This window comes from Myxococcus xanthus (genome assembly GCF_013116825.1).
GTDB classification, from domain to species: Bacteria; Myxococcota; Myxococcia; order Myxococcales; family Myxococcaceae; genus Myxococcus; species Myxococcus xanthus_B.
Map to the genome: position 1 here is coordinate 1 of NZ_JABFNS010000197.1, position 12242 is coordinate 12242.

Below are 12242 nucleotides of genomic sequence, written 5' to 3' on the forward strand. Positions count from 1 at the left end.
CCTCCGTCCCCGCCCGCGCGCCGCCAGCCCCGGATGCCCCGGACCTCCTCCACACACTCCCCCTGAAAGAAGAAGACTCAATGTCCGCTCCCTCCCCGACTCGCTCCATGGCCGGCGCGCTCGCCTCGGCCCTTCTCGCCTCCCTCTGCTGCGTCGGCCCCGTGGTGGCGGTCTCCATGGGCCTCGGCGGCGCCGTCTCCCTCTTCTCGGCCCTCGAGCCCCTCCGCCCCCTCTTCGTGCTGCTCGCCGTCGGCCTCCTCGTCCACGCCTTCGTGCGCGCCTACCGCCGCGCGCCCACCGGTGCCGAGGTGACGGGCACGGGGCCTGCGCACCGACGCCGCAGCCTGCTGTGGGGGGGCGCCGTCGCCTGCACCGCCGTCCTGGCCCTGGGGCTGCCCTGGGCCTCCAGTGCGCTCGCTCAGGCCGTCTCCCCCGACGGGGGGGCTGCCACCGACAAGCCTACGGCGGCGGGCGAGGCCCAGGTGGTGCTCGCCGTCGAGGGCGCCGACTGTGCCTCGTGCCTCCTCGGTGTGCGGCGCGCTCTGGAGAAGATGCCGGGCGTCACGGCACTGGAGGCCGGCCCCGCGCCGCACCAACTGCGCGTGCGCTACGCGGCCTCTCAGCTGACCCCCACCGCCATTCTCCAGGCCGCGCAAGCCAAGTCGGACCGGCCTGTGCGCATCGAGGGCTGACGGCATGGAACAGCTCGACTGCTGCGCAGCTCCCAAAGCCGAGGCGGCCCGCGTGCCCTGCCCGGGCTGCGGTGCGAACGGCAAGCCTGTGGGCGAGGAGACGGTGCAGGGCCTCCTCATTCCGGAGGCTCTCGCGGCCCTGGGCGTACAGGGCCGCAGTTTCTGCCGCACCGCCTCCTGCCCTGTCCTCTACTTCGCGGCCGACGGCAGCGTGGCCCACAAGGCGCAGGCGCGTGTGCGCGTGGGGATGAAGGAGACGGAGGGGCCGCGCCCCCTCTGCTACTGCTTCGGGCACACCTACGAGGACGTCGCGGCGGAGGTGGCGGGGGGCGGCGCCTGCTCCATCCCCACGCTCATCACGGCCGAGGTGCGCGCGGGGCGCTGCGCGTGCGAGCGCATGAACCCCGCGGGCAACTGCTGTCTGGGCGAGGTGAACCGCGCCGTGAAGGAGGCGCGCGTGGCTGTCGGTCTCCCTCTGGATGGCCCCTCGCCGCGTGCTCCTGTCGTGCCGGATGAGAGGCGGCCATGATGAGCGTCCTCCTCGGCGACCCGTGCTGTCTCGCTCTCCTGGGAGCTGCAGGCTTCCTGGGCTTGCGAGCGGGCGCCTCTCGGCTGCGCCTCCTTCTGGCGCCGGTGCACGCGCGCCGTGCCTCCTCCCTCTCCTCGCACTGAAAGGCAGGCCCCACCATGGCGCCCCCTGAACACCTCAACCTCGTCATCCTCGGCTCGGGCTCCACGGCCTTCGCGGCGGCCCTGCGCGCCCAGGAGACGGGCAAGACGGCCGTCATGACGGAGGCGCGGATGTTGGGGGGCACCTGCGTCAACCGGGGCTGCCTGCCCTCGAAGAACCTCATCGAGGCGGCCCGGCTGCTGCACGACGCGCGCAACCCCCGCTACCCCGGCTTGCAGGGCGCCGCGCTGGGGCTCGACTTCGCGCAGCTCATCGCCCAGAAGGACGACGTCGTGCGGGGCTACCGCGAGAAGAAGTACGCGAGCCTCCTCGGGGGCAGCTTCCGCATCGAGGAGGGCCACGCGCGTTTCCTCGACGCGCACACGGTGGCCGTGGGGGACAAGCGGCTGACGGCTGACGCCTTCCTCATCGCAACCGGGAGTCGGCCCCGTCTGCCCCCTATTGAAGGCCTCGCCGAGGTGCCCTACCTGACGAGCGACCTACTGACGAGCGACGAGGCCGTGGAGCTGAAGGCGCTGCCCCGCTCCCTCCTCATCGTGGGCGGCGGCTACATCGCGCTGGAGCTGGGGCAGATGTTCAGCCGCTTCGGCAGCGAGGTGACGCTGCTTGAGCGAAGCGGCACGCTGTTGTCCCACGGCTACGAGCCGGAGGTGGGTCCCACGGTGCGCGCCTTCCTCGAGGACGAGGGGGTGCGCGTGCTCGTCAACGCGCAGTTGGTGCGGGTGCGCGAGGAGGGGAGCGAGGTGGTGGCCACGATAAAGCTGCCGGCGGGCATGCGGGAGCTGCGCGCCGAGACGCTGCTGGTGGCCACGGGCCGGGTGCCCAACACGGACGACATCGGCCTCGAGAAGGCGGGGGTCGCGGTAGGGGAGGGCGGACACGTGCTGGTGGACGAGCACCTGCGCACCAGCGTGCCCCACATCTACGCGGCCGGCGACGTCATCGGCCGGGAGCAGAACAGCCAGATGGCCACGCCCGTGGGCAGCCGGGACGGCACCATCGTTGCCCACAACCTCTTCTCCGGGCTGCCGCACCGCACGACGGCCGAGCACCGAGTCATCCCCCGCGTCATCTTCACCGACCCGCAGGTGGCCGTGGTGGGCATGACGGAGAAGGATGCGGTGGCGGCCGGCCACCCCTGCTGGTGCCGTGCAGTGCCCCTCACGCTGGTGCCGCGCGCTGGGGCCATTCGCAACACGGTGGGCTTCGTGAAGATGGTGGCCAACGCCAGGACGCACGAGGTGCTGGGCGTCACCATGGTGGGGCCCGAGGCGGGAGAAGTCATCCACGAGGCCGCCATGGGCCTGCGCTTCAGGGCCACACTGCACGACTTCATCGACCTGCTGCACGTCTACCCGACGATGGCCGAGGGGCTGAAGATTGCCGCTATCAGCCGCTTCAAGGACCCGAGCAAGCTGTCCTGCTGCGCGGAGTGAGGTGGTCCGGGAGATGTGCAGCCGGAGTCCTTCGCACGAAGGCCTCGTTGCCCCTCCGCGCCCGCCTACCCACCTGCCGACGAGCTTCTAGCGCTCGAGTGCCACAGGTGTGGCAGCCCGTTTCTCCTCCATCGGGGTGCTACCGGGGCCACGTCTTCTGCTCGCCTGCGTGCCGGCGAGAGGGACGTGCGGTGAGCGCCCGGCGCGCTCGGGCGCACCACCAGGCCTCGCGCGAGGGCCGTCTGGACCACCGGGACGCAGAACGCGCCCGTCGGCGAGTCCGCGCCCGCGTGGCGGCTCATCCTTCCGGAAACTTGCGCCTCGCCGCACCAATGGCCTCCGCCGTGCGCGAGGAGGAGTGCCATGCGTCGTCATGCCCCCGGACACCCGAGTTCCCCCTGCAGCCGTTGCTGCAGCGCCGTCGCCCACGGCCGTCGCCGAGCCCCGATCCACAGGTGAGCGCCGGAGCTGACTATGAACCGGACCTCGTCATGCGAGGGCCGTCCGAGCCAGTGAGTGCAGCAAGAGGAATCACACTTCGCGGATCTGTTAGCGGCTGAGCCTCGATGCCTGAGTCGCGCCCCCTGAGGACAACATAGAGCGTCAGGCTTGGATTGATGAACAAGGTGCGAAACTCATCGGCAGGCAGCGCATGCACCGCCCAACTCGCTGCGTCCTCGGCGTACCCAAGCACGTGAGGTGGGGGGCGAACTCAAGTGCCACAGTCGCGGCCTCTGGGCTCTGGAAGACTGTGATGCACCCTCGGCCCCAGGCATCAACAACGCACCAGCGCTCTCCCCGGCAGCAGTCCGTGCCTCGATGATGTGGTACGCACAACCCTCTGGAGGGAGGACGTCCGGAATGCGCATCATCCGGTCGGCAATCAGCTTCACAGCGTCGTCGTTCGGTTCTACCCCGGACATGGCATCTCCAACTCACCGGATGCGTCGGGATGAAACCTACCGACTGCGAATCTGCAGATAGCGTCCCGACACCAGCAACAGACCCCAGAACCGTCCACTACTGATCAAACGCCCTGAGCTGGCTCATGGCCTGTACCGCTCCGCCTAATGGAAGCGCTTGGTGAGCGGCCAGTCCAGTAGCTACTGGCGGGACCGCCTGTGCCGGCGGGCGCGGAGGAAGGGCAGACAGACGCGCTTTCCAACACGCACCTGGGACTCCTCCAGCTTCTGCTACCCGCGTCTCACCATAGTTTGTAGAGCTTGAGAAGGGCACAGCGCCTCGTGCCGAGGTGGACAGCCGCCCTATTCCTCCATGCGGACAACCTGCCGCTGCTGAATGAAGAAGTACCTCGTGTTGAGGACCTTCCCTCCGAAGGCATTCTTTCCCCTGAAGGTGCTCTTCACAAGCCAGTACGCCTCGTGGGGCACAGGAACCGTTGAAGAGACATGCTCGTATGAGTCGGGGTCATTCATCACCTTCTTGAGGTACATCTCCACCTCAGGCACCGAGCCATCCCACGAGGAGTTCACGGGCTTCTCACCGCGCATCTCCACCATCAGCTTCTGGGCTTCGCGCTGGAGCTGGAGCTTCTCCAGCCTCGGCTGGATGCGCTTGCGCTGCTGGGCGGCCTGGCCCGCCAGGGTGTTCCACTCCTTCGACTTGGCGACCTCGAGGCCCTCGAATGCCTTCAGGGTGGCGTCAGCAGCGTTCAGCTCCGTCTCCGCCTCTTCCCATTCCTTCGCCTTGGCATGGGCCAACGCCCGCGCCAGCTTGGCGGAGACCTCCGGCCCCTGAGTCTTGAAGTCCTCCTTGCCGCGCAGCTCCCTCGCGCTCGAAAGCGTGGTCGCCGCGTCTGCGTTGCCTGGAGCCAGGGCACTCGCCCTCTCCAGGAGGGGTACAGCCTCGGCGGGCTTCGCGGCGGCCAGCGACTCGCGGCCCTTGGCTAGGTACGCCTCGCCACACCGCGCACGGCTCTTCTCGGGGATGTCCCGGAGGTCCCCGAAGCTGTTGCAGAGGTCGACAGCCTCCTGGGGAGCCGACGACGTGGCCAGCGCGGCAATGCGCTCGGACATGTCCTCTTCATGAGCGCGACTTGCCTCCGCCTTCTGCCTCGCCTCTTCAATGGAGGCCGCCATCGCAGCAGCCTTGCGGGAACTCTCGTTCCCATTCCCGACGGCGCCGAAGACGACAATGACAGAAGCAATTGCGCCAATGACGGCAGCGCTGCGGTGCTTGGAATCCTTCTTCCTGAAGATTGCGATGGACCCAGCGAGGGCGCACAGCCCCAACACTGCTCCAGGATAGCCGAGCCTCATAATCGCGCCCATGAAGGCCAGCACGAAGCAGGAGCCGACGAGAATGGCCGGGACGGTCATTCCCTTCGACGGCGGCGACTGCGGCGGCGGAGGAGCGGACGGCAGGGGCTGAGAAGGAGAGGCCTGACTCATATCGGGATGATGCCGCCTTCCCTACTCCCCTCGTCAAGCCGCTACTCCGGCTCTTGGTGAGTCTCTCTCTGAGCGCCGAAGACTGCCTCGAAGAATCGCTCCGTGCCCGCACGTTTCTGTCTCCGCCCGCAGGCTGAGACTCTCCAGAGGCCGCTGTCAGCGCCTTCGGGCGCGGCGCGTTCGAATGCACCGCCGAGCCTCCTGGTCCATACCCCTCAAGGGTGAGTCCCCAACTCCTCGACGCCCCACGGAGGGCTCGCTACTGTCCCCTGTGATGAGCGGCAGCTCCTTCATGCCGCGCGCGGGGAATGCCCAATGCCCAAGAGGGTCCAGAGCGAGCTGAATGGCAGAGTGTTCGAGGCCTCTGACTTCCGCTGGGCGCTGCTAACCCTCCTCCGAGAACGGATCCTGACGGACGCTGAAATGGCGGCCTCCCCGGCCCAGACACAAGAGCAGGAGGGCCTGGCCGCGTGGGCGCGAACCGAGGAGGGCTGGGTACCCGTCGGCGTGCTGGAGCACCAGGAGCAGCCCCAAACGAATCACGAAATTGCGCTCGACGAATGCCGCCGGCTGGCAGGTGCGTACTTCCTGGAGCACTGGGATGAACGGGAACAGGCATATGCCGCGCTGTCCGAGCTGCCCATCTGGTGGGCTCAACCGGGCTCTCCAGACTCCGAACCGAGCGGGCTCGTCGGAGCCATGCGCTTCATGGCAGGAGAGGAATGGGGGGCGAGGCGCGGCGTCATCGCACGGCGTGGCGGCGACGTGGTCGTCATCGATGAGGGGGGCACTGTCCTGCGTCCAGATGACGTCGGGCCCCTGTCGCCTCATGAGAACCATCCCCTGGTCGCCGCAGCCAAAGCTGCGGGTTACCAATTCGAGTAGGCGCCTTTCTCCAATGAAGGTGGACTGACACCATGCAAATCCTCACCGCGTCCCCCATCCCAGAAGACAGCCGGCGGTACTGGGCCCTCGGCGGCGCGGAAGCGGCATTGGAAGCCGTGGATCGCGACATCAAGTCCGGGACCATCTCCCTCCCCCATGCAGCCTACGTCCTTTCGACGGTGCCACTCGTGGCCCTCGAAGAAGCAGCCCGACGGACCGGCCATCGGCGTCTTCGTGATGCCATCGACGATGCTGCTTACCAGGAGGCCTTGTACGTGGCCCTGTCGTTTCACCCAGAGCTGGAGTCGACACTCAGCCGCGGCGCCATCCAGTACTGGTTGCGGCTGGCATGGGAGGCTGGGGGCCGAGACACCAGCACTGTGCCTGCGACCTTGGCCGCCCAACTGCGCTCCATGGAGCTGCACGGGTACCGAACGGACGACCTCCGACTTCCGCACCGGGGCCTCCACATCGCCGTTCCACCAGAGGCCGGCCTTGAGCTGTCCGATAGCAATCGGGTGAAGTGGACGGCGACCGACCTACTCATCGTCGAAGAGTCGGAGCCCCACGTTTGGCGCCTGTGCCTCGAGGCGCTCACCAGCGAGGGCCGCGCAGCCCACGTCCTGACTATGCACCTTCCACCGGGGATGTCCCTGGAGGCCGCCTTGGCACAGCACGAGGCGAAGGCCGCTCCAGGCTTTGACTGGCGCCCGCTGTGGACATGGGCCCTTGGGGCGGTGCTGTCACTGACGCCGCCTGCCTCGCAGGCCTAGCGGCAACGCTCCGTCCTTCGCTATGAATTCGCCCAGGCTCTCGCCGTTCGCGGCGCCATGCGAGCAGGCCCACTCTGGGCGAGGTAACAATGCATCCGAGGTGGTCTGACAGCCCCCGCTGTCACCTTCATCAGGAACAGGCAGCCATCGACACCTGTCACCGCTGCGGAGCGTTCGTGTGCCTCCAATGCGTTCGAAGTGCCGTGGCTACCGTCTACTGTGGCCCATGCCTCGAGTTGCGGCTGGCCGTCCCGCAGAAGGTCTCGGCTCAGGCCTGGGGAGTCCTTGCCCTCTCCTGCCTCGGATTCGTCCTGTTCCCATGCGCACTCGCAGGAGCCTTCCTGGGATGGAAGCACCTACGCGCAGTCAGGGCCGGACAGGCGCCGGCTGTTGAACGCCGCCATGCCCTGGCTGCGGTGTTCCTCGGCGCACTGGGGTTTCCGTTTTCATTCGCGCTGGACGTGTTCGTGCGCAGCCGCTGGTAGGCCACATGGCAACGTCATGCGGCCTCCTTCTCGCTCAGACCGCGAGCACGGAGGAATGCCTCCATTCGAGGCCATCGGGCGCCAAGGTAGCTGAACTCTCCAGGCTGGATTGCCTCCAGGCCCTTCAGCTCCTCGCCCGGGGTGCCGCCCCCCTCCATGGCGAGCGCGTCCCAGGCGAATGCCCGAACCACTCCGAGAAGCTTGCGGGAATGCACCAGGGACTTCGCCGTCGCATCCAGTCCGTCATCGAGCAAACGCACCACCGCGCCGTAGCGTTCCTCCCGGCACAAGATGAACACCTCCCCGAAGGAAAAGTTCGCGGCGCCTGGCCTGCGGCGACGATGGGCTTCTTCCAGCCAGTGCCTCGCCTCGACCAAGTCTCCCTGGAGGGCGAGACATGCCGCCAGAATGTCGGGAGCGGCAGCGTACACCTCGGGTACTTCCTTGGTACGCCACCAACGAGAGAGCGCCAGGAGTGCCGAGCGTGCGGAGTCCACTTGTCCTTCGAGCAACGCACAGTACCCAAGGTGAAGGCGCGTCAGAACATGCTCTGGTGCGCGAAACGCATAGCCTTCTGCTTCCTCAAGCACGCGTCGGGCAGCACCCAGGTCCCCAGCCTCAAGCAGCGCGGCTCCTTGCTCAGAGAGCACCGCCCACTTCTGGAATCGCCACCTTCTGTAACGCTCGAAGGCAACGAGGATGAGGAGAGGCGACGCGGTCCGGACCCATCCCATCGCCCGCCCTTCGGGCTCCCATGCATACGCGACGACTCCGATGGCGCCTGCGGCCACCGCAATAACGACCATCAGCCCTGGATGTTTCACACTCCACCCCACACAAGAAACGACAGTCATTCACACCGAGGCACCCGCCGCGTCTCTCAGGAGCCGTTTCCCCAAAGGAGGGCTGGGTTGGTGCATGGTCCATCAGCAACGGGCGGGACGGCGTGTACCCGGAGGTGAGGCAGGAGCCGTCAGGCGCGCCCGCCAGCACGCGCCCACGCACCTCCTGTTTCTGCCTCGAGCCTCACAGCCGCCAGCGGCCGTCAGGGCCGGTACCGCTCTGCCTCATTGAAGAACTGAGTAAGCGAGTAGTCCAACAGCGACTGGCGGGACTGCATGTACCGGCGGGCTCGGAGGAAGGGTAGCCAGACGCGCTTGCCAACACGCACCTGGGACTCTTCCACCTTCTGCCGCAGCACCCAGGTCCCTCCCAGTCGCCGCACCAGAACCTCTCCCAGGTAGACCCCCAGCGCCGGAGCTGTGTGACTGTCGATGAGTTCGCGCGTGTACCGCTCCGGGAAGTTCTCCTGCCAGAAGTAGAAGTCCAAGTCCGTGAGGGACTCGGCCGTCTCGTCCATGATGGAGGGCACCTTGGTGTGCAGTGCCGCCACGAGTCCTTCGGACAAGTCGCCGTAGGACTCGAGGACGCGCTCCGGATTCGCCACGTCCGAGGGATGAGCGACAGGGAGCCACTCCTCCGGTACCGGCGGCCGGAAGGCGTTGAGTTCGGCAATCTTCCGTTGCCGCTCGCTGATGGCGAACTCGTCCGGCAGCCGAGAGAGAAACGGCGCCACGTCAGGGTGGAAGCGCGGCTCGACGGGTACGAGCGCGGCGCTGCGCTCCCGCAGCGTGCGCAGCACCGCGTCGAAGTCGAGGTCCGGCCGCAGGTGGACGTGGGCTCGGGCCTGCACCACGCGCGCCTCCTCGCTCGCGAACTCCGCAGCAGTCGGCCATAGCACCAGGAGGATGGAGCCGTTAGGGAGTTCCTCCACGAGGTGCGCAGGCGTCGAGAGCATCCGCTCGCGGCCAACGCTTTCCACGAGCTTGGGGCCGAAGATGTTCAGCCAAGACAATTCGTAGATCTTGTCGAACCCATCCCGCTTCCATGTCGCGTCGTCACGACCAAAAGAAGGAGACGCCGTAAGGCCGAGGTCGGCAAGGCTATGCGCCGAGGCATAATCCGAAGGATACCGGGAGGCCCAAGCACGGGCCGCATCGATAAAGCTGCGGCTTACTTCCACCTTGGAGAAGAATGAGAGTGGTTGAATACTGAGGTCGATGCTCAAGCTGGCCTGTTCGTCCATCGGCACGAGATGGAGCACCAACGACAAACTGGGATTCTCCGACCGGAAAAGCCCAATAATCGTCCCATAGTCCGCGCGCCGTTCCTCCAGCGCGCGCCACACAGCTTCCCTAGAGTATTTCCGCTTGCGGCTAGTTTTGACGATACTCGGCATCCACCCGCCAGCACATTGCTCAAGCGCATCAAGGAATGGCGCCAGTTCGTTTTCCAGCCCGTTCCTTGGGTCGTAGGCTCCAGTAAAGGCGAAGTGCAGGCTATCCACCTTGCTCAAGTCACGCAGCGTCGGCACTTTCATTGAGACAGCACCTCCACACCCTTAACGCCTCTCATCGCCGAGTTCACCGCGCCGTCCCACATCGCACGTTCCTTGGGCAGAAGTTCTCCGCCCTCATAGACAAGGCGCACCCGCTTCACAGCCGCCTGCTGTCGCATACCGTCCCGAAGAATTTTCAGCGACCCACCGTAGTACTTCATCGCATTGCTCGCATCCGTATTCACCTGCACAGCCACCGCGTCCCGATCCAACAGGCTGAGGTTTCGACTCTTGAAGCTGAACGTCTCCACCCGGGGTGGCTGGCCCGGTGGGGGGCGCTCCTCGATGACGAGGACATCGGCGTACCGGAAGTCCACCTTCGACACGCCCACGTGCGTCTCGATGCGCGGCTGCTCGAAGTCGCCGAGCCACCGCCGCTGTGCGCGGGGCAACGCGGCGTCCGCCTCCAGTATGGCGATCATGGTCCTCTCGAAGGCCATGCCCCGAGCATAGTAGGCGCGCATCCCCCCGTAGCCCTCCCACTTCAGGGGGCCCTTGACGGCGTCACCGTCCTGAATCTCCTTCAGCCGCCTCTTGCGGTAGGCGACGTACTCCTGCCAGAGCGGAGCCCCCTTCTCGACTCCCGGCGGCGGCTCGTTCAGCTTGGGCGCCATCTCCTTCAGCAGCTTCACGTCCTTCGGAAGACGGGGCGCCGAGGACTCCAGCTCCGCCTGGAACAGCTTGGCCCTTGCGGCCTCCTTTGCGCCGACCTTGGCGTCCTGCGCGAAGAGGTCCAGGTTGACGTACCGATTCCCACTTGCGCCCCGTGAAGCCGCGGGCTGCGCGGGCTCGCGACTCGCGCCCCCTCTCGTCGCCGCAGCCCCGGAGGACTCGCGGCTGGCCGCCGGCGCCTCCGCAGCGGACACCTCGGCGTTCTGCTCGAAGAGGTCCAGGTTGACGGGCCGCTTCCCTGCAGAGCCCCTGCTGGCCACGGACTGGGCGGACTCGCGGCTCGCCGCCTCCATCAGCACCGCCTGCGCCTTCGCGGGGTTTCCGCGCGCCTCGTACAGCGCCAGCAGGCCCGCCTCGCCCCACTCGGCGGCCACCAGCGCGCCCTCGCGGCTCGCCTGGAGATAGCGCAGCAAGTCGCGCGCGGCGTTGATGCCGAGTTGCTCCTCCAGGCGCGCCATCAGCGCCTTCATGCCGGCCACGTCGAGCGCCGGCATCTGGAGCCGCCGCAGCCCGCCGCGTGACTCCACCAGGGCCCGAGCGCCCTTGCCCCCGGCGTACACCGCCACCATCAGCGCAGCCGGCGCCAACTCTCGCGCGGCCTGCTCGTACTTGCCCTGCGCCAGCGAGTACGCCCCGTGCCCCGTTCCCACCGCCAGGTGGTAGAAGCCCACCGGCACACCGAAGGTGAGGGAGTCAAAGGCCCCCGCCGAGACACTTCCCGGCGAGTAGTGCCTCTCCATCAACGCCTTCTCCACCTCGTCGATGGCGGACTGGTAGGGCGGGGGCATCTGCCCACGCATCGCCATGAGCTCCGTGTACCGGGCCTCACCGCTCACCAAGCTGCTGGAGAGCATGTCCCGGCCCGCGCGCCCAAGCCCGCGCAACACGTCGCCGGCCTTCTCTCCTCGCTCCGGGAAGGTCCCCAGCTCCATGCCCCGCCGCTTCAGCTCCTCGCGAACAGCGGCCATCGCGCCCAGCGTGTCCCCCAGTTGCTTGTCGCGGGCGAGCCGCTGCACCACCTCACGCAGCTCGTCGTCGAAGGCCGAGTGGAGGACGAAGAGGGCGAACACCTCGGCATACGGCACGCCGTACTTCTCCACGGACGTGACGATGAAGTCCGCGCGCTTGCGGCTGAGGACGGCCGAGGCCGACGCGTCCATCGGCCCCAAGGCGCCCAGCCGGACAGCGTCCCAGGGATAGAGGGACTGCACCACCGCGCCCATGTCCCCCACCCCGCGCTGCATGGCCACGAACTCCGCGGGCGAGGCACACGCCAGGAAGGGCGCCAGCACCTCCCGGCTTTGAGTCAGGCGGGGCCAGCCCGGAGGCAGGGCCTTGCCGCCACAGACGAAGGCGCCGCCCTCGCCGCCCGAGCCGCGCGGTCCCTTCCCGTTGACGGCATTGCCGGTGGGCACTCGCCGATAGCCCATCGGCGCCGGCTCTGGCGTCCCATCCGCGGAGCCCGACGCATCCCCCTGGTACACACCCGTCGTCGCGCTCCTCGCCGCCTGGGAGGGCACGGAGAGGGGACTGAAGGCCAGGGCGGCCCCACGGCCCGCCTGGCCCTGCCTCGCCTGCAACGAGGCGCACCCGGAGGCCAGGAGGGCAACCACTAGCGCGAGGCCAAACCCGCTGCCCCAAGGCCGCTCAGCGCGCATTGTCCACCCCCAGCCCCAACGACGCGAAGGCGCCTGGCCGCAGCGTCCCTTCCGCTGTCGGGAAGAGCAGCGTGCCCCCCTGCCCCACCGCGTACAGCTTCCCACCCAGGAAGCGCCATCGCGCCTCGACCGAGGCGAGGT

General features: G+C 67.7%; 9 protein-coding genes. 5 read left to right on the forward strand and 4 right to left on the reverse strand.

Features of this window, described 5'->3' with window-relative positions; genetic code table 11:
• Positions 1 to 80 precede the first annotated feature (80 nt).
• From HNV26_RS34770 to merA, 3 genes are all read left to right on the forward strand, one after another.
• Positions 81 to 692, forward strand: a complete 612-nt coding sequence (locus HNV26_RS34770) for a mercuric transporter MerT family protein (protein ID WP_171445201.1) — start codon at positions 81 to 83, stop codon at positions 690 to 692.
• A 4-nt stretch (positions 693 to 696) separates the two neighbouring features.
• Positions 697 to 1221: a putative iron-sulfur cluster-binding metallochaperone gene (locus tag HNV26_RS34775; protein WP_171445200.1), complete on the forward strand. Its 525-nt coding sequence runs from the start codon at positions 697 to 699 to the stop codon at positions 1219 to 1221.
• Positions 1222 to 1379: 158 nt separating this feature from the next.
• Positions 1380 to 2819: a mercury(II) reductase gene (gene merA, locus HNV26_RS34780; RefSeq protein ID WP_171445199.1), complete on the forward strand. Its 1440-nt coding sequence runs from the start codon at positions 1380 to 1382 to the stop codon at positions 2817 to 2819.
• Between the two features lie 1265 nt (positions 2820 to 4084).
• On the opposite strand, the gene HNV26_RS34785 is transcribed toward merA, so the two are convergent.
• Positions 4085 to 5122 carry a transporter gene (locus tag HNV26_RS34785; protein ID WP_366817090.1) on the reverse strand — a complete coding sequence of 346 codons (1038 nt, stop codon included), beginning with the start codon at positions 5120 to 5122 and terminating at the stop codon, positions 4085 to 4087.
• A 459-nt stretch (positions 5123 to 5581) separates the two neighbouring features.
• Between HNV26_RS34785 and HNV26_RS34790 the strand changes: the two genes are divergently transcribed.
• Positions 5582 to 6115 (forward strand): hypothetical protein, encoded by a 534-nt coding sequence (locus tag HNV26_RS34790; protein WP_171445197.1) that lies wholly within the window; start codon positions 5582 to 5584, stop codon positions 6113 to 6115.
• Between the two features lie 32 nt (positions 6116 to 6147).
• Positions 6148 to 6888, forward strand: a complete 741-nt coding sequence (locus tag HNV26_RS34795; protein WP_171445196.1) for a hypothetical protein — start codon at positions 6148 to 6150, stop codon at positions 6886 to 6888.
• Between the two features lie 499 nt (positions 6889 to 7387).
• On the opposite strand, the gene HNV26_RS34800 is transcribed toward HNV26_RS34795, so the two are convergent.
• From HNV26_RS34800 to HNV26_RS34810, 3 genes are all read right to left on the reverse strand, one after another.
• Positions 7388 to 8179 (reverse strand): tetratricopeptide repeat protein, encoded by a 792-nt coding sequence (locus tag HNV26_RS34800; RefSeq protein ID WP_171445195.1) that lies wholly within the window; start codon positions 8177 to 8179, stop codon positions 7388 to 7390.
• A 239-nt stretch (positions 8180 to 8418) separates the two neighbouring features.
• Positions 8419 to 9753 (reverse strand): hypothetical protein, encoded by a 1335-nt coding sequence (locus HNV26_RS34805; protein ID WP_171445194.1) that lies wholly within the window; start codon positions 9751 to 9753, stop codon positions 8419 to 8421.
• A complete protein-coding gene (locus HNV26_RS34810) occupies positions 9750 to 12101 on the reverse strand; it encodes a hypothetical protein (RefSeq protein WP_171445193.1) in 2352 nt (783 codons plus the stop codon). The genes HNV26_RS34805 and HNV26_RS34810 overlap by 4 nt, the downstream gene beginning before the upstream one ends.
• Positions 12102 to 12242 lie beyond the last annotated feature (141 nt).